The organism is Devosia aquimaris (genome assembly GCF_020169335.1).
Lineage (GTDB): Bacteria > Pseudomonadota > Alphaproteobacteria > Rhizobiales > Devosiaceae > Devosia > Devosia aquimaris.
This window is the reverse complement of the sequence record NZ_JAIEZN010000001.1, coordinates 1,456,106-1,479,063: the sequence shown is the minus strand read 5'-3', so window position 1 is coordinate 1,479,063 and position 22,958 is coordinate 1,456,106. Positions and strand designations below refer to the sequence as shown.

Below are 22,958 nucleotides of genomic sequence, written 5' to 3'. Positions count from 1 at the left end.
CGCACTGGACAGGAACAAACAAGGAACTTATAAGAACATTATAGCAACACGGGAGATGCAGATGCTCACTTTCATCAAGGACTTCGCCGCATTCGTCACGCTGGGCGCCTTCACCATCGGGTCGCTGACCTGGATGGATGTGCTGACCCGACTCGTGTGACCGTGGCTGTGGATTGCGGCCCGCGGACAGTATGATCCTGGTCCCGGGCCGGTCATAAAGGTTCCATCATGCCAGGCCCCGGTTTTATCCATCTTCACGTCCATTCCGCCTATTCGCTGCTCGAGGGCGCGTTGCAGCTTGAGACCATTCTCAAGCTCGCCGCCGCCGATGAGCAGCCGGCGCTGGGCATTGCCGATACCGGCAATCTGTTCGGGGCGCTGGAATTCTCCGAAAAGGCCAGCAAGAAGGGCATCCAGCCGCTGGCCGGGGTGGAGCTCGCCATCGATTTTGCGGCCGCCGAGGAGCGCGTCAGCGAGCGTGGCCACAGCGCCTGGTCGGGCAAGTCCAGCGTCGTGCTGCTGGCCCAGACGGAAGCCGGCTTTGCCAATCTCTCCCGCCTCGTCTCGCAATCCTATATCGAGGGCGATGGCGGCGTGGCCCGGGCGCAATTGGGCTGGCTGACGCCGGAGCGCTTGGAAGGGCTGATCTGCCTCAGCGGTGGGCCCGAAGGGGCCATCGACATGGCCTTTGCCCAGGGGCAGGACGGCAACGCCATCAAGCGGCTCGACCGGCTGGCGGAGCTCTTCGGGGATCGTTTCTATATCGAGCTGCAGCGGCATGGCCGGGTGCAGGAGGCCGCTGTCGAGCCGCGTCTGGTCGATTATGCCTATCGCAAGGGCATTCCGCTGGTCGCCACCAACGAGCCCTTCTTCAAATCGGTCAAGGAATTCGAGGCGCATGATGCGCTGCTGGCCATTGCCGGCGGCACCGTGCTGGCCCAGACCGAGCGGCGCAAGCTCAACGACCAGTACTATTTCAAGACCCGCGCCGAAATGGCGTCGCTATTCTCCGATCTGCCCGAGGCGCTGGAGTCTTCGGTCGAGATCGCGCGGCGCATTTCCTATCGCCCGCGCACGCGCAAGCCGATCCTGCCCAAATTCGCCGCCGCGCCTGACCTGAGCGATGCCGATGCCGTGGCCGCCGAGGCCGATGCGCTGCGCGCCATGGCCGAGGAGGGGCTGCGCAATCGCCTGGCCAATCCCGGCCCGGCGCCGGGCAAGACGGCCGAGGAATATTGGGAACGGCTGGAGTTCGAGCTGGGCATCATCCAGTCCATGAAGTTCCCCGGCTATTTCCTCATCGTGGCGGACTTTATCCGCTGGTCCAAGGCGCAGGGCATTCCGGTGGGGCCGGGCCGCGGCTCGGGCGCCGGCTCGCTGGTGGCCTATGCCACCACCATCACCGATCTGGACCCGCTGGCCTACAACCTGCTGTTCGAGCGCTTCCTCAATCCGGAACGCGTGTCGATGCCGGACTTTGACATCGACTTCTGCCAGGATCGCCGCGAAGAGGTGATCCGCTATGTGCAGCGCAAATACGGCACCGAGCAGGTCAGCCAGATCATCACCTTCGGAACGCTGCAGGCCCGCGCCGTGCTGCGCGACGTCGGTCGCGTGCTGCAGATGCCCTATGGTCAGGTCGACCGCATCTGCAAGCTCGTGCCGGCCAATCCGGCCGATCCCTGGTCCATCGAGCGCACCATGAACGAGGTGCCGGCCTTCAAGCAGATGGCCGACGAGGACGAGACCGTCGCCGATCTGGTGGCCATTGCCAAGAACCTCGAGGGCCTGTTCCGTCACGCCTCGACCCATGCCGCCGGCATCATCATCGGCGATCGGCCGCTGCAGGATCTGGCGCCGCTCTACCGCGATCCGCGTTCGGACATGCCGGTGTGCCAGTACAATATGAAGTGGAGCGAGGCGGCGGGCCTGGTCAAGTTCGACTTCCTCGGCCTCAAGACGCTGACGACGGTGCAATATGCCGTCAACATGGTCAATCTCGATGGCGGCAGCTTCCGCATCGAGGATATCCCGATCAACGACAAGGCCACCTACGAGCTCTATGCCCGGGGTGACACCTTTGGTGTGTTCCAGGTGGAAGGCGCCGGCATGCGCCGGGCGTTGCTCGACATGAAGCCGGACCGTTTCGAGGACATCATCGCCATCGTGGCGCTCTATCGCCCCGGTCCGATGGACAATATCCCGCTGTTCTGTGACCGCAAGCACGGCCGCGAAGAGGTGGAATATCCCCATCCCGACCTCTCCAAGGTGCTCGACGAGACCTATGGCATCATCGTCTATCAGGAGCAGGTGATGCAGATCGCCCAGCTCCTCTCGGGCTATTCGCTGGGCGAAGCCGATATGCTGCGCCGCGCCATGGGCAAGAAGATCAAGGCCGAGATGGATGCGCAGCGCGAGCGCTTCCGCGAGGGCGCCATCAAGCATGGCCTCAAGCAGAGCCTGGCCGACACGATTTTCGACCTGCTCGCCAAGTTCGCCAACTATGGCTTCAACAAGAGCCATGCGGCCACCTATGCGCTGGTCAGCTATCAGACGGCCTATCTCAAGGCGCATTACCCCCATGAGTTCCTGGCCGCGTCGATGACGCTGGACATGGGCAATACCGACAAGCTCGCCGAGTTCCGCAGCGAGGCCAAGCGCAACAAGATCGAGCTGGTGCCGCCCTGCGTCAACCGCTCGGCGGTGGTGTTCTCGGTCAAGGACAAGAAGATCCTTTATGGCCTGTGCGCCGTCAAAGGCGTCGGCCGCCAGGTCGCCGAGCATATCGTCGAGGCCCGCGGCGATACCCCGTTCAAGGATCTCAGCGATTTCGCCCGCCGGGTCGATCCGCGCATCCTCTCCAAGCGCACGCTGGAGACGCTGGCCAATGCCGGCGCCTTCGACACCATCGTACCGCGCCGCGAAGATGCCTTTGCCGCCATCGAGGCGGTGATGGGCATGGCCCATTCGCTCACCGCCGAGCGCAGCGAGGGGCAGTGGAACATGTTCGACGTGGGCGAGCCCGAGCCCATCCGCATGCCGGCGGGCGTGCCGGCCTGGTCGACCACCGAGCGCGCCGATCGCGAGCTCAGCGCCATCGGCTTTCACCTTTCGGCCCATCCGCTCGATGCCTATTCGGACATGTTCGAGCGGCTGCGCGTGCAACGCTGGGGCGATTTCGAGCGGGCGGTGAAAGACGGGGCCAGCGCCGGGCGCCTGGCCGGCACCATCAGCGGCCGGCAGGATCGGCGCACCCGCAAGGGCACGCCGATGATGATCCTGACGCTGTCCGATCAGTCGGGCAGTTTTGAAGTCATTGCCTTTTCCGAGCAGATCAACGAATTCGGCGCCATTCTGCAGCCGGGCAAGTCGGTGATCCTGCAGGTAGGCGCCGACGAGCGCGCCGAAGGCGTCAGCCTGCGGCTGCTCTCCGCGCAACCCATCGATGGCATCGAGGATCGCATCGAGCGCCGCCTGACCGTCTTTGCCGCCGACGCCAAGGCCCTGGCCCCCATCAGCGCCCAACTCAAGCGCGGCGGCGAGGGCAGCGTCAATTTCGTCGTCATCCGCGACGGCGGCGCCCGCGAATACGAAATCGAACTCCCCGGCACCTACCGCCTGACCTCAGAAGTCGCCGGCGGCATCAAGGCGCTCGATGGCGTGACGGATGTGCGGTTTCATTGAGGACTGAGCTGGCGCTAGAGGCGCTGGCAGCTTGCGCCCCCAATGCGGTCGTTCAACCGGTCTTCGAGGTTTGCTCAAAGCTGCAGTAGTCACACGATTTCCACCGATAGGCAGGCTGCGTCGCCCGCATACAGGAGTGGCGCCACAACAGCGATTAGGCAGTCCAGCTACAACCTCTGCGCGACCCCGAGGTTAAAATTCGGAAGCGCAAATCGATGTTACGAACTCTGTATTTGAACTGTTGTGAGGCTATCCAGTTGTCGCCGTGTTGCGTACAACAATTCCAAGTTGGGGGGGCGGCATGCAGGCGAGCCAAAACAAGAAATACGCAATTCTGACCCGAATTCTCGATGAATACGTTCGAGAGGGACAAGGCGTCAAGAGACGCCGATCGTTGTTCGACACGACAACCGAGGAGAAGCAAAACCAAGCCAGGGCCAGAGCGTTCATCCATCTCTATTTGGCGTCTACCTATGGGCTCCTGGACTTCGAAGATCGAGAGTCTACAATTACCGATGCGAGCAATGATGGCGGTATCGACGGCTACTTCATCGACGCTGACAACAAAATTATAGATGTAATACAATCGAAATTCAGGGTGGGATCCAGCAATTTTGAATCGAAGAACATCAGCCCCGAGGAGCTGCTGGCGATAGACTTAGACCGCATCCTCGCCGGACATCTCGAGAACGCAGAGGGGAAGAAATACAATGGATATATTCACGCCTTTGTCGAGAAGGTTCAAAAGGTACCCGATATCGCTCGATACAAAACCAGGGTCACGATTTTGGCCAACGTCAAGTCAGAGCAGTACCCGCTGGCCCAGCGCCTGTTTCAAGGTGATCAGATCAACATCGTCAACTTCGAAAGATGCTACAGCGAGTTGGTCATGCCCACGATTAGGGGCGAGCAGCATTACTCCTCCAGCCTTAGACTCCAAATCGATCTAAGCAATAAGTCAAATTATTCGAGATTGAGTGCGGAGATTAACACGGCCCATGGCCCAAGCGAAGTAACCGTCGTCCTCGTTCCAACTCTTGAAATTGCTCAGATAACCTCGCGCTTCAAGAATTCTATACTGCGCTATAATCCTCGGTCGTATCTGGAATTCAAAGAACAACGGACCAACGAAGGCATCCGCGAGAGCATTGTCAGCGTTGAGACGGGTGAATTTGCTATCCTTAATAACGGCATCACCATGGTGTCCGACGATACCTACGTAAGCGAGCGCGTCGGAACCAAGAACAAAGCCCAAATTGAAATTGTGAATCCTCAGATCATCAACGGTGGTCAGACAGCATTCACTTTGGCGCGGATCTATGACGAAAGCTCAGACATCGAAAGGGCACGGCTTTTTGCTGGCAAAGAAGTGGTCTTGCGGATCATCACGTTGCCACAGGTTGACGAGGCATCGAAAAAGACCCTGATCCTCAGCATATCTTCAGCAACGAACTCACAAACAGCAGTCTCATACGTCGATCGGACCGCGAGCAACGACGGAAACCGGCAAGTGGCCGAGGTGGTCTTTGCTAAAACCGGGCTACTATACGAGCCGAAACGGGGCGAGTATGCGGATGCCTTACGCAGCGGGTTCATCACCGAGAACGACATAGTCGACAGAACAATCTTTACTCGCCTCATGAGTGTTGCGAACGGGCGATATGCTTTGGCGGTTGAGCGGCGGATCATGAGAAGTACGGGGGGCATTATCCCACCGGCCATGGACGGGGCCGTGATTGACAGATTTCTCGAGCTTCACACTATTTACTCACAGATCACCAAACTGAGGCCGTGGAGCACTGCCGCAGACAAGGTAACCAACGATTTGGCTTTCACGGTTTTGGTTCGCGGGCTGCTACAAAGACGACGGCAGGACGGACTTACCGATTGGCTGCCCCGGGTGATCGCAGAAGCACGAGAACTGGTTCCTGACTTTGAGCTTTGGGCCAGCGAAAACGTAGAAGAATTCATGACTACACGTTTGGACAAAACCACCCAAGTGCAGAAGAAGTCCTTTGCACACGGACGTTGGCGGAAGAGCGCCCGTTACGTGAATGACGTGGACGACTATGTGAGGCTGCTGGAAATTACGACGGATGAGGTCGGGCCTGAGACCGCCACCCTGCTTAATGGCGGCGCCAACTAGACAACATCCAGCAACCACACCGATCTGCGGTCTCATAGGTGGCCAACGTCTGCTGCCGAGAGAACTCGCCTAAGACCCGCCATTCCGCTAGCCACCCCATTTCCGACGCAACCCTGCACCCTCGCGCCTTACCCCCCTTATCCCCACCCCCAAATTCCCATGCCACACTCGCCCCGTTGCCCACCACGGAGCCCGGTCATGACGAGTGATCCAGCGTGGGGACTGCCGGGTGGGGCATGGGTCGCCAGGCTCCCGCATGGATGCTGACCACCAGCCGGACACTGTCCGAGGAAGAGGGCGCGGAGCCGCTTCGGATGGATTGTCCAACCCGAAAGGGCGGCTGCTCGATGCGTGTGTGAAAAATCCGGCGCGGTGGCGGGGCGCGAGCCTCTTCTCTTTCCACCACAATCCCGAGGCCAGCGCCTCGCCACCGCTGCTCTACCCCGAAACCGCGTTCAGGCGGCGCTTTGGCTTGCGCTTCATCCGGGCGGACCAGGCTCATGCCAGGCATGGGTTCACACCGGCGGTCGAAAACCCCGTGCCTTGTTCGTCGTCCTGCTGCCGGCTGCTGACACGTCTCGTCAGTCCGCCGGTGCATGGATACACTCAGCTTGCGTGTCCGCATGGCGCGCGGTTGACGGATAAAGGGCGAAGACGATGAAGCCGTTTCACCAAATCCTGGCCAATAACCTTGTGGCCAATGTCACCAATTTCACGGTCTGGTTCGCCATCACGTTCTGGACCTATCTCGAGACCCAGTCGGTGTTCGCGACCGGCATGATTGCCGGCGTCTATCTGGTGTTCACGGCGGCCTTCGGGTTCTGGTTCGGCTCGATCGTGGATCACAATGCCAAAAAGACGGCCATGCTGGCGTCGAGCCTGGTTTCGGCACTGTTCTATGCCGCAAGCCTGGTGCTGCTGCTGCTGGAGCCGGAGGGGGCCTTTGCCAATCCCTATGGCCCCTATCTCTGGGCCTTTGTGCTGCTGGTTATGCTGGGGGTGATTGCCGGCAATATCCGCTCGATTGCCCTGACGACGCTGGTAACGATCCTGATTGCCGAAGAGGAGCGCGACAAGGCCAATGGCCTCGTCGGCATGGTCTCGGGCATCGGCTTTCTCACCACCTCGGTGATCTCGGGCTTTCTGGTGGCCTATACCGGCATGCTGGGCGTGATCAGCCTGGCCCTTGGCTTCACCATTCTGGTGCTGCTGCATCTGGGCCTGGTGCGCATTGACGAGGGGCGTGTGGCGCCGAGCGCCGAGCATCCCGAGGCCCCCCGGCGCGTCGATATCGCCGGCACCATTCGGGTGATTTCAGCCGTGCCGGGCCTGTTTGCCCTGATCCTTTTCGCCTGCTTCAACAATTTCCTTGGCGGCATCTTCATGGCCCTGCTCGATGCCTATGGCCTGTCGCTGGTCAGCGTCGAGGTCTGGGGCCTGACGTTCGGCGCGCTCTCCACCGCCTTCATCCTGAGCGGCATCATCATTGCCCGGACCGGGCTGGGCAAGAACCCGCTGCGCACGCTGCTCATGGTCAATCTCATCACCTGGTCGGTGTGCTGCGTCTTCACGCTGCAGGCCTCGATCTGGCTGCTGGCCGCCGGCTGTTTCGTCTGGATGCTGCTGGGGCCCTATGCCGAGGCGGCGGAGCACACGACGCTGCAAAAGGTCGTGCCGCTGGAGCGGCAGGGCCGGGTGTTCGGCTTTGCCCAGTCCGTCGAGCAATCGGCCTCGCCGGTGACGGCCTTCCTTATCGGCCCGCTCACCCAGTTCGTGGTGATCCCCTTCATGACCGACGGGGCAGGGGCACAATCGATCGGTAGCTGGTTCGGTACCGGTCCCGACCGCGGCATGGCGCTGGTGTTCACCCTTGCCGGCGTGGTCGGCGTGGTGGTGACCATCATCGCCTTCAATTCGCGCCCCTATCGCGATCTGTCGCGCGCCTATGCCGCGGGCGACGATGGCGATGCCAGCGGCGGGGCAGCGGTGGCCAGCCCGTCCTGAGCCATCGCGGCTGGCCAATCGGGCAGGGGATGCGGGTTGCTCTTGCCCTTTGTGGCCAGTTCCCCTATATGCGCGATGCGTTTGACTGCGTGTCAGCGCGATTTCACACACGAGACGGGCTTTTCGGGGAACCGGGAAACCATCCGGTGGCGGGCAACCGTCGCAACGTTTCGTGGAGGCATCAACCGGTAAACAAGGAGCAGCCCACATGGCACTGCCCGATTTCTCCATGCGCCAATTGCTTGAAGCTGGCGTCCACTTCGGTCACCAGAAGCACCGCTGGAACCCCAAGATGGAACGCTACATCTTTGGCGTTCGCAACGACATTCACATTCTCGACCTGAGCCAGACCGTGCCGGCCCTGAGCCGCGCGCTGCAGCTGGTCTCCGACACCGTGGCCGATGGCGGCCGCGTGCTGTTCGTGGGCACCAAGCGCCAGGCCGCTCCGCTGGTGGCCGATGCGGCCAAGCAGTCGGCCCAGTATTTCGTCAACTCCCGCTGGCTGGGCGGCACGCTCACCAACTGGCAGACGATCTCCAAGTCCATCGCCCGCCTGCGTGAACTCGAAGGCATGAGCGAAGACGAGCTGGCGCTGCGCACCAAGAAGGAGCGCCTGATGATGAGCCGCGAGCAGGAACGCCTTGAGCGTGACCTGGGCGGCATCAAGGACATGGGCAACCTTCCCTCGCTGCTGTTCGTGATCGACACCAACAAGGAAGCCAATGCGATCAAGGAAGCCCGTCGCCTGGGTATCCCGGTCGTGGCCATCGTTGACACCAATTGCGATCCCGACACCGTCGACTATGCCATCCCCGGCAATGACGACGCCTCGCGTGCTCTCGAGCTCTATGTCTCGCTGATCTCCAAGGCTGCGATCGACGGCATCGGCCGTTCGTCCTCGGCCCTGGGTGCTGATCTCGGCGCTGCCGATCAGGCTCCGGCCGAAGAGCTCCCGACCGAAGACGCAACCGTCAACTAAGTCTGGTACGTCCAGTCTATTCTTGATTCGAACCATGCGGCCCCGGACAGGGGTCGCCGAAAGGTATTATCATGGTTGAAATTACTGCGGGCCTGGTCAAGCAGCTTCGTGACTCCACCGGCGTGGGCATGATGGACTGCAAGAAGGCTCTTGCCGAGACCAATGGCGACATGGAAGCCGCCGTCGACTGGCTGCGCACCCGCGGCCTGGCCAAGGCTGCCAAGAAGGCCGATCGCGTTGCTGCTGAAGGCCTGGTTGGCGTTGCCACCAATGGCACGTCGGCTGCCGTGGTCGAAGTGAACTCCGAGACGGACTTCGTTGCCCGCAACGAGCAGTTCCAGACCATCGTGGGCACCGTGTCCAAGCTGGCTCTCGACGCCGATGGCGACGTGGTCAAGCTCGGCGAAATGCCGTTCCCCGGCACCGGTCACTCGGTTTCCGCCGAGATCACCGAGGCTGTCGCCAAGATCGGCGAGAACATGGGCCTGCGTCGCACCGCCTTTGTGTCGGTCACCGACGGCGTGGTGGAAAGCTATGTCCACAATGCGGTCAAGCCCGGCATGGGCAAGATCGGCATTCTGGTCGCGCTGGAATCGACCGGCGACAAGGCTGCCCTCTCGACCCTGGGCAAGCAGCTGGCCATGCACATCGCTGCCACCAACCCGCTCTCGATCGATCCCGAAGATCTCGACCAGACGGTTGTGGCCCGCGAGCGCGCCATCATCCTCGAGCAGGTCAAGGAATCGGGCAAGTCCGCCGAGATCGCCGAGAAGATGGTCGATGGCCGCATGCGCAAGTACTTCGAAGAAGTCACGCTGCTGGCCCAGACCTTCGTGATCGATGGCGAGACCAAGGTCCGCGATGCGATCAAGAACGCCGAGAAGGATGCCGGCGCGCCGATCAAGCTGACCCGCTTCGTGCGTTTCGCCCTGGGCGAAGGCATCGAGAAGGTCGAGACCGACTTTGCTGCTGAAGTCGCCGCAACTGCCGGCGTGAAGTAAGCCAATCTGGCGGGCGGGCCCCATGGGTCCGCCTGCCGCTCTCCCGGCGGCCATGTTCTCGCCAGGGATCGAGCATAAAACCCTGCCAAATTCTGATTTTGACCGGCGCCACGCCTTCTGTTGATGGCGCTTTTGCCATAGTGTCTGCCGGGTGCTGCCGGATTCGGCGCCCCTGTGCTCAACTCAAGAAGGGGTTCGCCGATGGCGCCTGCCTACAAACGCGTTCTGCTCAAAGTGTCCGGCGAAGCGCTTTCAGGTGACCAGCAGTTTGGCATTCAGCCCGAATTTCTCGACGCAGTCGCCCAGCAGATCGCCGAAGTGGCCCGCTCTGGCGTGCAGATGGCCATCGTCACCGGCGGTGGCAATATTTTCCGCGGCATGGCCATGGCCGCCAATGGCAGTGACCGGGTCACCGCCGACATGATGGGCACGCTGGGTACCGTCATCAACGCCCTGGCCCTTGCCGGCGCCCTGACATCGATCGGCATCAAGGCCAAGGTGTTCAGCGCCACCACCATGCCTTCGGTGGCCGATACCTATACCGCCCGCGCAGCCAAGGCGGCGCTTGAGGACGGATTCGTCGTCGTCCTGGGCGGCGGCATTGGCAACCCCTTCTTCACCACCGATACCGCTGCTGCCTTGCGCGCGATCGAGCTGGAATGCGATATCGTGCTCAAGGGCACCAATGTCGATGGCGTCTATTCCGCGGACCCCAAGAAGGATCCTCAGGCGACGCGTTATGACCAGATCAGCCATGAAGATGTCATCACGCAGAACCTCAAGGTCATGGATACGGCGGCATTCGCCCTTGCCCGTGACAACAACATGCCGATAATCGTGTATTCTCTGGACGACAAGGAAGGTCTTTCCGGCGTCCTGGCTGGCCGTGTGCGCAGTACTCGCGTCGGCAAGCCGCTCTAGACTGGAAGGAAAACTGTAATGGCCTATGATCTCGCTGACCTCAAGACCCGCATGCAGAAGTCGATCTCGTCGCTGCGCGACGAGTTGTCCGGCCTGCGGACCGGGCGTGCCAGCGCAAGCCTGCTCGAGCCGGTGACGGTGGAAGCCTATGGTTCGCGCATGCCGCTCAACCAGGTCGCGACCGTTACGGTGCCCGAGCCGCGCATGCTCAGCGTCCAGGTGTGGGATCGCAGCATGGCCAATGCCGTCGAGAAGGCCATCCGCGACAGCGGCCTGGGCCTGAACCCGATGGGGGAGGGGCAGATCATCCGCGTGCCGCTGCCCGAGCTCAACCAGGAGCGCCGGCGCGAGCTGAGCAAGGTGGCCCACAACTATGCCGAGGCCGCGCGCGTGGCCGTGCGCCATATCCGTCGCGATGGCATGGATGCGCTCAAGAAGGCCGAGAAAGACAGCGACATGAGCCAGGACGACGCCCGCGTGCAGTCCGACCTGGTGCAGAAGGCGACCGATGCTGCCGTGGCCGAGATCGATCAGATCGTGGCGGCCAAGGAAGCCGAAATCATGCAGGTTTGACGCCGTTCGGCTGCGCTGGGAGGGCGTAGATGTCTTTGGACCCCATCATTGCCAATACGGCCGCGCAGCGCCAGCCGCTGCGCGTCCCTGTGCACATGGGGGTCATCATGGACGGCAACGGCCGCTGGGCGAAGGCCCGTGGCAAGCGCCGCACTGAAGGCCATATCGAAGGCGTCAAGTCGCTCCGCAACTTGGTCGAACTCTGCATCAACTATGGCGTGGCGCATCTGACGGTCTTCAGCTTCTCCTCGGAAAACTGGTCGCGGCCGCGCGAAGAGATCGCATTTATCTTCAACCTGCTGCGGCGCTTTGTTGCGTCAGACCTTCAGCGTCTGATCCGCAACAATGTGCGGGTCCGCATCATCGGCACGCGCGCCGGGCTCGAGGCCTCGCTGCTGCGGCTGATCGATGATGTCGAAGCCAAGACAGCCGGCAATACCGGGCTCGAGCTGATCGTGGCCTTCAACTATGGCGGCAAGGCCGAGATCGTGGAGGCCACGCGGCGCATTGCTGCCGATGTGGCGGCCGGCCGGCTCAAGCCCGAGGATATCACCGAGGACACGATTGCCTCCTCGCTCTACACCAGTGGCATTCCCGATCCCGACCTGATCGTGCGCACCAGCGGCGAGCAGCGCATTTCCAATTTCCTGCTGTGGCAGGCCGCCTATTCCGAGCTGGTATTCGTGGACGAATATTGGCCCGACTTCGACGAGGCGAGCTTCCTGCGCGTGCTTGAGACCTTTGCCCGGCGCGAGCGGCGCTTTGGTGGCATTGAGGCGGCTACGCCTTGAGTGACCCTGCCAATCCTGCGTCTGACTCGTCAAAGCCTGCCCGGCGGTCATGGGCAGACCTTGGCCCGCGGCTGATTTCCGCGCTTGTGCTGATCCTGGTCACGGCCACGGCGCTCTATCTGGGCAGTTATTTTTTTGCGGCGACGGTCGGAGCCGTGTTCGCCGGCGCCTATCGCGAGTGGGAAACCATGGTCTCGCGCGCACCGCTGACGCCGGTCGGCTATGGGCTGATCGGTCTGGTGGCGCTGTCGGGCCTGGCGTTTCCGGCGATCGGTCCGCTGGGCAGCGTGGCCATCATTGGCATAGCCTGCCTGCTGGCACTGGCGGCGCGCGGCGAGGGCATGCTGTGGCGGGTGCTGGGCCTGTGCATCTATGGTGCCATCATCATCGCTGCGCTGATGATGCGCGGCAATACGCTCGATGGGGTTCTGGCCGGCGTCTATCTTGGCACAGTCGTGTGGATGACGGATTCGGCGGCGTTCTTTGCCGGCCGGCAGATCGGCGGCGAGAAGCTGGCGCCGGAGATCTCGCCCTCCAAGACCTGGTCTGGCGCGCTGGGCGGCCTGGCGCTGGGCACCGGGGCAGGGCTGCTGGTCTGGGTGGTTGCCACCGACTCGCCGTGGTGGATCGGGCTGGTTCTGTCGGCAGTGATCAGCGTGCTGGGCCAGTTGGGCGACCTTGGCGAGAGCGCGATCAAGCGCCATTTCCGCATCAAGGACAGCGGCGACATCATTCCCGGACATGGCGGGCTGATGGACAGGCTGGACAGCCTTACATTCGGCGTCTTGCTGGTGCTGCTCGTGGGCGGGCTGCATGCCGGTTTCCATGCGGTCGCACAGGGGCTGCTCTACTGGTAGGCTGAGGCCTGTCAGGACGGACAAGGAATATCATGATCGACTACATCTATTGGCTGCTGTCCTTCGTGGTGCCATTCCTGGCCATCCTGACGGTCATCGTCTTCGTGCACGAGATGGGCCACTACCTCGTCGCGCGCTGGAACGGCATTGCCATCGAGACCTTCTCGGTCGGCTTCGGCAAGGAGTTGATCGGGCGCACCGACAAGCACGGAACCCGCTGGCGGCTCTCGGCAATCCCCCTGGGCGGCTATGTCCGTTTCGTGGGGGACATGAATGTCGCCAGCGCCCCCGACACCGACGCCATCGCGCAGGCCGATCCGACGCTGGCGCCGCGCCTGTTTGCCAACAAGGGCGTGTGGCAGCGCATTGCCGTGGTGGCTGCCGGGCCAATTGCCAATGTCATCCTGACCTTTGTGGTGCTCTATGCGCTGCTTCTGGGCTATGGGCGCTACACCATCCCGCCGGTGATCGGCGATGTCGTGGCTGGGTCGGTGGCAGAGAGCGCGGGCATCGAGCCGGGCGACATTGTTCTGGCCGTGGATGGCTACAAGGTGCGCGGCTTTGAGGACTTCCAGCGCCTGGTGGCGACCAGCCCGGACCGCCAGGTCACCATCGAAATCTCGCGCAACCAGCAGCCGCAGACGATCACGCTGGTGCCGGAGGCAACCAAGGTCGAGGGTCCGTTCGGAAGCGAGCAGCGGATCGGGCGGATCGGGGTCGCGCGGGACGTCAGCGATGGCGATGTGAGTCTGTATCGACCCGACCCGGTCGAGGCGATCGGCATGACCACCGAGGAAATTCGGTTCATCGTGCAGCGCACCGCCGCGTTCATGGGTGATTTTTTCGTCGGCAAGGGTGATGTTCAGCAGCTTGGCGGACCGGTCAAGGTCGCGCGGGTTTCCGGCGAGGTGGCGACTCTGGGAATTGTCGCACTCATAAATCTGATGGCGCTGCTGTCGCTAAATATCGGTTTATTCAACCTTTTGCCTGTACCTATGCTCGACGGCGGACATCTGCTGTACTATCTGATTGAAGCTGTTAGGGGGCGTCCGCTCAGCATGAAGGTTCAGGAGATCGGGTTCCGTATCGGATTTACCCTGGTCCTGAGTCTGATGGTGTTCACGCTCATCAACGATACGCTGTTTGAGTACCTGGGGATCCTGCGTTAACGCCCTGTTAACCTTGGTTCGTAAGGTGTTGCTCGAATACAAGGGCACGAAGCTTTTGCTAACCGCGTCGAGGCTTACACCTTGTCCTTGGTTAAAAAGGCGGTAAAACGGTGTCATGGAGTTATCTTGGGGATCGCTGTGCATGGCGATTCTCTGGGTTCGGTCGCAGAAGGCAAAAATAATATGATCCACCCCACTACGTCGATGCGCGGTGCATTCCTGGCGCTTGCGATACTCGGGGCTGCTCCACTTGCTGGCGCCAGTGTTCCGGTTCTGGGTGTTGCGACTGTGCAGGCGAAGGACCAGCTGGTCGCTTCCGTTCTGTTCGAGGGCAATCGCCGCTTCACCGATGCGCAGCTGCTGACGATGGTTGATGTGTCGGCTTCCGGCATCTTCACCCAGCAGCGTCTGGCAGCCGACACGGAGAGCATCCGTCAGGCCTATGATCGCGAGGGCTTCCGCTCCATCTCGGTGGTGCCGCGGACCGAGGCAACGGCTGACGGTCGTGTGCGTGTGGTGTTCACCATCAATGAAGGCAATCGCGCGGGTATCGCTGCGATCAACTTCACCGGCAACAATTCCATCAATGGCGGCAACCTCAAGGGTGCCATGCTCACCAAGGAAACCGGCTTCCTGAGCTGGCTCCTCAAGGATGACAGCTACGACGAGCAGAAGATCGCCGTCGACCGTGAGCGGATCCGCCTGTACTACGCAAACCGCGGCTACCCGGACACCCAGGTGACCTCGGTTGGCGAGTATGACGCTGCCAAGAACGCCTATTTCATCAATTTCACGATCAACGAAGGCCAGAAGTACTCCTTCTCGCAGGTCGGGATCGAAACCAGCATTCCTGGCCTGAATACCAATGCCCTCAAGGGTGTGGTGCAGACGGGCGAGGGCGGCCGCTACTCGGTGAACGAGCTGCAGTCCACCATCGAAGACATGACCTATGAGGCGACGACGCAGGGTTACTCCTTTGCCGACGTCCGCGCTCGCCTCGAGCGTGATGCCGCCAACGGCACCTTCAAGGTCACCTATCTGGTTGACGAAGGTCCGCGTGTGTATGTTGAGCGCATCAACATCACCGGCAACGACAAGACGCGTGACTTCGTCATCCGTCGCGAGCTGGAGTTTGCTGAAGGCGACCCCTTCAACCGTGCTCTGGTCATCCGTGGTCGCAACAACATCCAGGCCCTGGATTTCTTCTCGGCCGTGAATGTGACGACGGCTCCGGGTTCGGCGCCTGACAAGGTTGTCGTCAATGTCGCCCTGACCGAAAAGTCCACCGGTGAATATGGTGCGACCGCCGGTTACTCGACTGCTGACGGTATCCTGGGTGAAGTGTCGCTCACCGAGCGCAACTTCCTGGGTCGTGGCCAGTATCTGCGTGCCGCCATCGGCGCATCGCAGGCCGGCCGTACGTTCGACTTCTCCTTCACCGAGCCGCGCTTCATGGGCCTCAAGGTGTCGGCTGGCGTGGATGCGTATCACCGCATCAGCGAAGAGACGACCTCGAGCTACTATGGTTCGCAGGCCACCGGCGGTCAGCTGCGCGCTGGCATCCCGCTGACGTCCGATCTGAGCGCAACCGTGTTTGGTGGCGTTGAGCGCAAGCTCATCACCGACACCAAGGACAATCCGCGCTATCAGTCGTCGCTGGTTGTCGATGGTCAGGAGTTCTTCAAGGCCTATGGCGGCTACACGCTGACCTGGAATGGTCTTGACGATCTCAAGAAGCCGACCACTGGCCTGTATGCGACCTTTACGCAGCAGTACATTGGCTGGGACCACAACCTGATCAAGTCCGAAGGCCGTGCTCGCTACTTCGTCCCCCTGATGGAGGACAGCGGTATCGTGGCAAGCCTGAAGGGCCAGGCTGGCGTGATCAACGACCTCAGCGGCACGGGTGTGCATGCTGTGGAAGCCTTCAACCCTGGTTCGCAGCTGATCCGTGGCTTTGAAGGCCGTGGCCTGGGCCCGCGTCTGGCAAGCGGCGAATATCTCGGCGCGACCATGTACGCCGGCCTGTCTGCCGAAATCAGCTTCCCGATCCCGGCACTGCCCGAGAGCTATGGGCTGAGCGGCGCAATCTGGGCCGATGCGGCCTGGGTTGATGGCCTGCCCAAGATCGGCACCGGCGCAGCAGCCCTGTCGCCTGTCGATGCAGGCAGCACGGATGTGCCGTGGCGGACGTCGATCGGTGCCTCCCTGATCTGGGACTCGCCGTTTGGTCCTCTGCGTGGCGACTTCGCGCATGTTCTCAACAAGTCGAGCTCGGATCGCACTCAGGTGTTCCAGCTCACTCTGCAGACGCTGCTCTAGTCGTTATCGTGTGATACAGTTCATTGAGCCGCGGGGCGGTAGCGCCGCGGCTCAATGCTTTTGAGTGGCTCCATGGTCGATACTCGTTTTCATCGCTTTGCCGGTCCGACAACGGTTCGTGATATTCTTGCCGGCCTGGGCCGCAGTGAGCTGATCCCGTCGGGGCCGGCGGCCGATCTTGTGATATCCGGCGTGCAGGATCTCGATCTGGCCGGGCCTGGCGATCTCGCCCTGGCGGCCCATTCGAGTTACAGCGCCGAATTGAGTGCAACCGGCGCTGGCGTGGTCATCGTGCTGCCGGCGCTGCTCGAGCTGGTCCCCGAGGGCGTTGTGCCCGTCGTGTGCGACAAGCCGCATCCCCTGTTTGCCGATCTGCTGGACGTGCTGTTTCCCAACAGTACCCGTGCCATCATGGCCGGTCGTCGCCCGGATCTGGGTGAACCGCTCATTGAGGCCGACGTCTCCATCGGGGCCAATGTGGTGATCGGCGATGGCGTCGAAATCGGTCGTGGGACGACCATCGGCGCCAACACGGTCATCGGTACCGGCGTCACCATTGGTCGCAACAGCATGATTGGCGCCAACTGCACCATCGACTGTGCCCATATCGGCAATGACGTGGTGATCCACTCCGGCACGCGTATTGGCACGGAGGGCTTCGGCTGGCTCGACCAGGGGCGCGGCAACCGCAAGGTGCCGCAGCTTGGGCGTGTGTTGATCCAGGATCGCGTGGAGATCGGGGCCAATTCGACAATCGACCGGGGCGCCCTGGGCGACACCATGATTGGCGAAGGCACCAAGATCGACAATCTGGTCCAGATCGGACACAACTGTCGGATTGGACGCAATTGCCTGATCGCGGCCATGTCCGGGCTTTCGGGCTCCACCATTGTTGGCGATGGCGTGCTGATGGGCGGCGGCGTGGGCACGTCGGGCCATCTGAACATCGGTTCGGGGTCGGTGGTGCATGGCCGTGCCGCCGTCACCAAGGACTGGCCCGAGGGTTCCAAGCTAGCTGGCGCGCCAGCACAGGATATTCGAGATTTTTGGCGAGAGATCGCCGTCGTGCGTAGACTTTCCAAGGGAGACAAACGGGGATGAACGAGAGCACCGAGCTCACTGCGATGAGCATTGCCGAGATCCTCAAGAGCCTGCCACATCGCTATCCATTCCTGATGATCGACAAGATCATCGACATCAATGGCGATGAGAGTGCGGTCGGCATCAAGAACGTCACGTTCAACGAGCCCATTTTCCAGGGCCACTTCCCTGAGAACCCGATTTTCCCGGGCGTGCTGATCATTGAAGGCATGGCCCAGACGGCCGGCGCGATCGTGATCAAGCATGACTCGACGGGCGGCCGGAAGAACATCGTTCTGATGCTGGGCGTCGACAAGGCCAAGTTCCGCAAGCCGGCTGGCCCGGGCGACGTCATCGAGTTCCACATTTCCAAGATCCAGCGCCGCCGCAATGTCGGTCGCTATAAGGCCGAAGCCATTGTCGACGGCACCATGATCGCCGAGGCGGAAATCACCGCCATGATCGTTGAGGCGACTTCGTGAGCTCTGTGACCGTCCATCCGACGGCCATCGTCGCTGACGGCGCTCGTCTTGGGGATGGCGTGCGCATCGGGCCCTATTGCATCGTCGGGGCCAATGTCGTTCTGCACGACGGGGTGGAACTGATCTCGCACGTCTCCATCGACGGCTACACCGAAGTGGGGGCGGGCACCCGCATTTTCCCATTCGCATCCGTCGGTCATGTGCCGCAGGACCTCAAGTTCCATGGCGAGGCGTCGCGTCTGGAAATCGGCGAACGCTGCACCATCCGCGAGTCGGTCACCATCAATCCGGGGACTGAAGGCGGTGGCATGCTGACCAAGATCGGCAATGACTGCCTGATCATGGCCAGCGCGCATGTCGCCCACGATGCCATCATCGGCAACAATGTCATCATGGCCAATTATGTCGGCATCGCCGGCCACTGCCAGATCGGTGACAATGTGATCTTTGGCGGCACCTGCGTGATCCACCAGTTCACCCGCATCGGCGCCCATGCCTTTGTCGGCGCGCAGTCGATGGTGGATGGCGATATCATTCCCTATGGCATGGCCGTGGGCAATCGCGCCGCGCTGACCGGGCTCAACCTGGTCGGGCTCAAGCGCCGCAAGTTCGACCGCGAGGCGATCCATCGCCTGCGCGCTGCCTATCGGCAGATCTTCTCCAACGAGGGCACGCTGCGCGAGCGCGTCGAGGATGCCGCAAGCCTGTTCAAGGACGATGCCCTGGTGCAGGACGTGGTGGCCTTCATCATGGCGGCCTCGGATCGGCCGATCCTGACCCCGCGCGACGGGCAGACGGCAGACTGATGCTCAGTGCGTCCGGGGGCAACTGGCCGCGCGCCGGACGCCGCCCGGGCCGCGCGGCGTGGCCTGCGGTCGCCAAAGCATGGCGAGTCAAACGTCGTGACTGACCCACTCAAACTCTTCATCTTGGCCGGCGAACCCTCCGGCGACCGTATTGCCGCCGATCTGGTGCAGCGTCTGCGCGCCCGTGTGTCGCTGTCGCTGAGTGGTGTCGGTGGCGATGAGTTGAAAGCTTGCGGGCTGTCGCCGCTGTTCCCGATGAGCGACCTGGCCGTCATGGGCATCAGCGACGTGCTGCGCCGGTTGCCGCTGCTGTTGTGGCGCGTCGAGCAGACGGCGCGGTTCATCCGCTCGACGCGTCCCGATATCGTCGTACTGGTCGATGCGCAGGATTTTTCGCGCCTGGTGGCCCAGCGCCTCAAGGCATTGGGCTATGCCGGCGTGGTCATCCTTTATGTCGCGCCCTCCGTCTGGGCGCGGGCACCCCAGCGCGCAGCGCGACTCGCGCCGCTGTTCCGCGAAGTCATGGCCGTGCTGCCGTTTGAGCCAGCCGTCATGCAGCGCCTGGGCGGCCCGCCCACCAGCTATGTCGGCCATCCGGCCCTGGCGGAGCGTCTCGATGCCATTGAGCCGCCAGAGCGTGGGCCGCTGATGCTGTTGCCCGGTAGCCGCGATGGCGAGCTGCGCCGGCACCTGCCGATGTTCCGCGACGTGCTGGCTGCGCTCGGCAAGCATCCCACCATTGACGGTGTTGTCATCCCAACCCTGCCGGCGCTGGCCGAGCGGCTGCGCCGCGAGACGGCGGCTTGGCCGGTTCCGGTCGAGATTGTCTCCGAACGCAGCCAGCGCAAGGCGGTCTATGGCCGTGCCATTGCCGCGCTGTGTGTCTCTGGCACCGCCACGCTGGAACTGGCGCTGGCGCGCCTGCCCATGGTGGTCTGCTATGTGATGGACAGCCATCAGGCCCGGGCGTTTGACAAGTTGGGCAGACCGGCTGTTTCGCTACCCAATATTATCCTGGGCCGCGCCGTGCTGCCCGAGCTCGTGCAAGCGGGCGGCGTTGCCGATGCGAGCATCTCAGCGCTACGCGCGTTGCTGGACAACAAAAAAGCCCGCCATGACCAGATCCTGGCCTTTGGCGAGCTTTCGGAACTCATGCAGTCCGGTGAACCCGATTTTCCCCGTCAGGACCCGGCGGACCGGATCCTGAGCCATTGGGCAGGAATTCAGCGGTTGTCGACGCTTTCGTAGTCGCGCATCGGGGCGCCGTTGTAGAGCTGGCGCGGACGGCCGATCTTCTTCTGCGGATCGGCGATCATTTCCTTCCACTGGCTGATCCAGCCAACGGTGCGGGCGACCGAGAACAGTACGGTGAACATCGAGGTGGGGAAGCCGATGGCTTCCAGGATAATGCCCGAATAGAAGTCGACGTTGGGGTAGAGCTTGCGTTCGATGAAGTAGGGGTCCTCGAGCGCGATCTTCTCGAGCTCCTGGGCCACCTGCAGCGTCGGGTTGTTGTGCACGCCCAGCAGGTCGAGCACTTCCTTGGCCGTCTTCTGCATCACCGTCGCGCGGGGATCGAAGTTCTTGTACACGCGGTGACCAAAACCCATCAGCTTGAACGGGTCGCTCTTGTCCTTGGCGCGGGCGATGAACTCGGGAATGCGATCGACGGTGCCGATCTGCTTGAGCATGTTGAGCGCGGCTTCATTGGCGCCGCCATGGGCAGGGCCCCACAGGCAGGCCACGCCGGCCGCGATACAGGCGAAGGGGTTGGCGTCGGACGAACCGGCGAGGCGCACGGTCGAGGTCGAGGCGTTCTGCTCGTGGTCGGCATGCAGGGTGAAGATCAGGTCCATCGCCTTGGCGATGGTCGGGTTCACCTCATACTGCTCGGCCGGAACCGAGAAGCACATGTGCAGGAAGTTCGACGCATAGTCGAGATCGTTGCGCGGATAGACGAAGGGCTGGCCGACCGAATACTTGTAGGCCATGGCAGCGATCGTGGGCATCTTGGCGATCATGCGGATCGAGGCGATCTCGCGCTGACGCGGGTCGGTGATGTCGGTGGAGTCATGGTAGAAGGCGGCCATGGCGCCGACCACGCCGGTCATGATGGCCATCGGATGGGCGTCACGGCGGAAGCCACGATAGAAATAGTGCATCTGCTCATGCACCATGGTGTGTCGGGTCACCAGCTCATCGAACTCGGCCAGCTTTTCCTTGTTCGGCAGTTCGCCGTAGAGCAGCAGGTAGCAGACTTCGAGATAGCTGCTCTTTTCGGAGAGCTGGTCAATGGGGTAGCCGCGGTAGAGCAATTCGCCCTTGTCGCCGTCGATATAGGTGATGGCGCTGTCGCAGGCCGCCGTAGAGGTGAAGCCGGGGTCGTAGGTGAACATGCCGGTCTTGGCATAGAGCGTGCGAATGTCGATCACATCCGGGCCCACCGAGCCGGACAGAACTGGGAATTCGTGGGTCTGGTCCCCGATGACGAGTTTGGCGACTTTGTCGGTCATTGAGCTCTCCTCGATGGCCCCGAATGCGCCGTGCGATCAAAGTCGCACACGTCATGGGGCCGGCTATGTGGTCGTCACATATGTCCTCGGACAGGTATCAGCTTTTGCCGGCCCGAGGCAACTGATGGGTAAGCAAGGCTTACCCTCCGAATAGCACTAGACAGTGCCGATTTGATCGCCCAGGCGGGCCATGGTCTCGTCGCGTCCGATCAGCACCATGACCTCGAAAATCCCGGGCGAAATGGTGCGGCCCGTCAGGGCCGCGCGCAGGGGTTGCGCCAGCTTGCCAAGCTTGAGTCCTTTGGATTCAGCCAGGGTGCGCATGGCGGCGTCGATTGCGGGCACCGTCCATTCGTTGAGCCCGCGCAGCAGTTCGGCCATGTCGGACAGAATGGCGCGTGAATCGGTGGTCAGCAGAGCCGACGCAGCCGCATCAATAGTAAGCGGACGTGACGCATAGATGAACTGGGCCAGATCGATCAGCTCGAGCACGGTCTTGGCGCGCGGCTGCAGCTCGGGCAGGGCCGAAAGCACCGTGGCCTTGTTGGCCGTCAGCCCGTCGACGTCCATGGCGCGGCCCAGTTCCTGGGCGGTCGCCAGCATCACGTCATAGAGATAGTCGGGCGTGGCCTCGCGGATATAATGGCCGTTGATGTTCTCGAGCTTGACGAAGTCGAAACGTGCCGCGCCCTTGTTGAGGGCGTCGAGGCTAAACCACTCGACCATCTGGTCGGTGGTGAAGAACTCGTCGTCGCCGTGGCTCCAGCCCAGGCGCGCCAGGTAGTTGCGCAGCGCCGCAGGCAGGTAACCCATCTGGCGATAGGCCTCGACACCCAGGGCGCCGTGGCGCTTGGACAGCTTGGCGCCGTCCGGGCCATGGATCAGCGGGATATGCGCCATTTCCGGCACCGTCCAGCCCATGGCGTTGTAGATCACGATCTGGCGGGCTGCATTGGTGAGATGATCGTCGCCGCGGATGATGTGGGTGACGCCCATGTCATGGTCGTCGACGACGACGGCATGCATATAGGTCGGGGTCCCGTCCGAACGCAGGATGATGAAATCGTCCAGGTTCTCGGCCTTGAACACCACCTTGCCCTGGACATGGTCGTTGACGACGATGTCGCCGCTCAGCGGAGCCTTGATGCGGATAACGGGTGCGACGCCGGCCGGCGCCTCGGACGGGTCACGGTCGCGCCAATAGCCGTTGTAGCGCGGCGGCTTGCCGGCAGCGCGGGCCTCTTCGCGCATCTGGTCGAGCTCGGCGGGCGAGCAATAGCAGTAGTAGGCGTGGCCAAGCTTGACCAGCTCATGAGCGATCTCGGCATGGCGCGCGGCGCGGCCGAACTGGCTGATCGGCTCGCCATCCCAATCCAGGCCCAGCCATTTCAGGCCATCGACAAGGGCAATCACAGCCGCTTCGGTCGAGCGTTCGCGATCGGTGTCCTCGATGCGCAGCAGCATCTTGCCGCCCTGGTTCTTGGCGAAAGCCCAGCTGAACAGCGCAGTGCGGGCGCCGCCGATGTGGAGGTAGCCGGTGGGCGAGGGGGCGAAACGGGTGACGACCTGGGACATGAGACCGGAGTGCTTGGAGAGAGTGTGCGCCGTGTGTAGCATAGAAGGGCACGAG

At 62.2% G+C, this 22,958-nt stretch carries 17 protein-coding genes; 15 read left to right on the top strand and 2 right to left on the bottom strand.

What is annotated here, in order from left to right; all coding sequences use genetic code 11:
- Positions 1-228: 228 nt before the first annotated feature.
- From dnaE to K1177_RS06975, 15 genes are all read left to right on the top strand, one after another.
- Positions 229-3,684 (top strand): DNA polymerase III subunit alpha, encoded by a 3,456-nt coding sequence (gene dnaE, locus K1177_RS07045; RefSeq protein ID WP_224702590.1) that lies wholly within the window; start codon positions 229-231, stop codon positions 3,682-3,684.
- 301 nt (positions 3,685-3,985) lie between these two features.
- Positions 3,986-5,830 carry an AIPR family protein gene (locus tag K1177_RS07040; protein WP_224702589.1) on the top strand — a complete coding sequence of 615 codons (1,845 nt, stop codon included), beginning with the start codon at positions 3,986-3,988 and terminating at the stop codon, positions 5,828-5,830.
- Between the two features lie 657 nt (positions 5,831-6,487).
- Positions 6,488-7,834, top strand: coding sequence for an MFS transporter (locus tag K1177_RS07035; RefSeq protein ID WP_224702588.1), 1,347 nt, complete (start codon positions 6,488-6,490; stop codon positions 7,832-7,834).
- A 208-nt stretch (positions 7,835-8,042) separates the two neighbouring features.
- Positions 8,043-8,813 carry a 30S ribosomal protein S2 gene (gene rpsB, locus K1177_RS07030; RefSeq protein WP_224702587.1) on the top strand — a complete coding sequence of 257 codons (771 nt, stop codon included), beginning with the start codon at positions 8,043-8,045 and terminating at the stop codon, positions 8,811-8,813.
- Between the two features lie 71 nt (positions 8,814-8,884).
- A complete protein-coding gene (tsf, locus tag K1177_RS07025) occupies positions 8,885-9,814 on the top strand; it encodes a translation elongation factor Ts (RefSeq protein WP_224702586.1) in 930 nt (309 codons plus the stop codon).
- A 201-nt stretch (positions 9,815-10,015) separates the two neighbouring features.
- Entirely contained in the window at positions 10,016-10,735 is a 720-nt protein-coding gene (gene pyrH, locus K1177_RS07020) for a UMP kinase (RefSeq protein WP_224702585.1), read from the top strand.
- Positions 10,736-10,753: 18 nt separating this feature from the next.
- Complete coding sequence (gene frr, locus K1177_RS07015) at positions 10,754-11,308, top strand: ribosome recycling factor (protein ID WP_224702584.1); 555 nt, start codon at positions 10,754-10,756, stop codon at positions 11,306-11,308.
- Between the two features lie 29 nt (positions 11,309-11,337).
- Complete coding sequence (locus tag K1177_RS07010; RefSeq protein ID WP_224702583.1) at positions 11,338-12,099, top strand: isoprenyl transferase; 762 nt, start codon at positions 11,338-11,340, stop codon at positions 12,097-12,099.
- Positions 12,096-12,956, top strand: a complete 861-nt coding sequence (locus K1177_RS07005) for a phosphatidate cytidylyltransferase (protein WP_224702582.1) — start codon at positions 12,096-12,098, stop codon at positions 12,954-12,956. The genes K1177_RS07010 and K1177_RS07005 overlap by 4 nt, the downstream gene beginning before the upstream one ends.
- 32 nt (positions 12,957-12,988) lie before the next feature.
- Positions 12,989-14,125, top strand: a complete 1,137-nt coding sequence (gene rseP, locus K1177_RS07000; protein WP_224702581.1) for an RIP metalloprotease RseP — start codon at positions 12,989-12,991, stop codon at positions 14,123-14,125.
- A gap of 183 nt (positions 14,126-14,308) precedes the next feature.
- Complete coding sequence (gene bamA, locus K1177_RS06995) at positions 14,309-16,447, top strand: outer membrane protein assembly factor BamA (protein ID WP_224702580.1); 2,139 nt, start codon at positions 14,309-14,311, stop codon at positions 16,445-16,447.
- A gap of 72 nt (positions 16,448-16,519) precedes the next feature.
- The gene (lpxD, locus tag K1177_RS06990; protein WP_224702579.1) at positions 16,520-17,548 is read left to right on the top strand and encodes a UDP-3-O-(3-hydroxymyristoyl)glucosamine N-acyltransferase; all 1,029 of its coding nucleotides are present in this window, start codon (positions 16,520-16,522) and stop codon (positions 17,546-17,548) included.
- Positions 17,545-18,009 carry a 3-hydroxyacyl-ACP dehydratase FabZ gene (fabZ, locus tag K1177_RS06985; protein ID WP_224702578.1) on the top strand — a complete coding sequence of 155 codons (465 nt, stop codon included), beginning with the start codon at positions 17,545-17,547 and terminating at the stop codon, positions 18,007-18,009. The genes lpxD and fabZ overlap by 4 nt, the downstream gene beginning before the upstream one ends.
- A complete protein-coding gene (lpxA, locus tag K1177_RS06980) occupies positions 18,006-18,815 on the top strand; it encodes an acyl-ACP--UDP-N-acetylglucosamine O-acyltransferase (protein ID WP_224702577.1) in 810 nt (269 codons plus the stop codon). The genes fabZ and lpxA overlap by 4 nt, the downstream gene beginning before the upstream one ends.
- Before the next feature lie 96 nt (positions 18,816-18,911).
- Positions 18,912-20,063 (top strand): lipid-A-disaccharide synthase, encoded by a 1,152-nt coding sequence (locus tag K1177_RS06975; protein WP_224702576.1) that lies wholly within the window; start codon positions 18,912-18,914, stop codon positions 20,061-20,063.
- Here the strand turns inward: K1177_RS06975 and gltA are convergent.
- Positions 20,039-21,328 (bottom strand): citrate synthase, encoded by a 1,290-nt coding sequence (gene gltA, locus K1177_RS06970; RefSeq protein WP_137152122.1) that lies wholly within the window; start codon positions 21,326-21,328, stop codon positions 20,039-20,041. The genes K1177_RS06975 and gltA overlap by 25 nt on opposite strands.
- Before the next feature lie 156 nt (positions 21,329-21,484).
- Positions 21,485-22,945: a glutamate--tRNA ligase gene (gene gltX / locus K1177_RS06965; protein WP_224702575.1), complete on the bottom strand. Its 1,461-nt coding sequence runs from the start codon at positions 22,943-22,945 to the stop codon at positions 21,485-21,487.
- Between the last annotated feature and the right edge of the window lie 13 nt (positions 22,946-22,958).

Bases quoted from the DNA above. Each gene is read 5' to 3' on its own strand.
- frr (WP_224702584.1), top strand. From the start codon at position 10,754: ATGGCCTATGATCTCGCTGACCTCAAGACCCGCATGCAGAAGTCGATC.
- rpsB (WP_224702587.1), top strand. From the start codon at position 8,043: ATGGCACTGCCCGATTTCTCCATGCGCCAATTGCTTGAAGCTGGCGTC.
- K1177_RS07035 (WP_224702588.1), top strand. From the start codon at position 6,488: ATGAAGCCGTTTCACCAAATCCTGGCCAATAACCTTGTGGCCAATGTC.
- rseP (WP_224702581.1), top strand. From the start codon at position 12,989: ATGATCGACTACATCTATTGGCTGCTGTCCTTCGTGGTGCCATTCCTG.
- gltX (WP_224702575.1), bottom strand. From the start codon at position 22,945: ATGCTACACACGGCGCACACTCTCTCCAAGCACTCCGGTCTCATGTCC.
- bamA (WP_224702580.1), top strand. From the start codon at position 14,309: ATGATCCACCCCACTACGTCGATGCGCGGTGCATTCCTGGCGCTTGCG.
- K1177_RS07010 (WP_224702583.1), top strand. From the start codon at position 11,338: ATGTCTTTGGACCCCATCATTGCCAATACGGCCGCGCAGCGCCAGCCG.
- fabZ (WP_224702578.1), top strand. From the start codon at position 17,545: ATGAACGAGAGCACCGAGCTCACTGCGATGAGCATTGCCGAGATCCTC.
- K1177_RS07040 (WP_224702589.1), top strand. From the start codon at position 3,986: ATGCAGGCGAGCCAAAACAAGAAATACGCAATTCTGACCCGAATTCTC.
- tsf (WP_224702586.1), top strand. From the start codon at position 8,885: ATGGTTGAAATTACTGCGGGCCTGGTCAAGCAGCTTCGTGACTCCACC.
- pyrH (WP_224702585.1), top strand. From the start codon at position 10,016: ATGGCGCCTGCCTACAAACGCGTTCTGCTCAAAGTGTCCGGCGAAGCG.
- dnaE (WP_224702590.1), top strand. From the start codon at position 229: ATGCCAGGCCCCGGTTTTATCCATCTTCACGTCCATTCCGCCTATTCG.
- lpxD (WP_224702579.1), top strand. From the start codon at position 16,520: ATGGTCGATACTCGTTTTCATCGCTTTGCCGGTCCGACAACGGTTCGT.
- gltA (WP_137152122.1), bottom strand. From the start codon at position 21,328: ATGACCGACAAAGTCGCCAAACTCGTCATCGGGGACCAGACCCACGAA.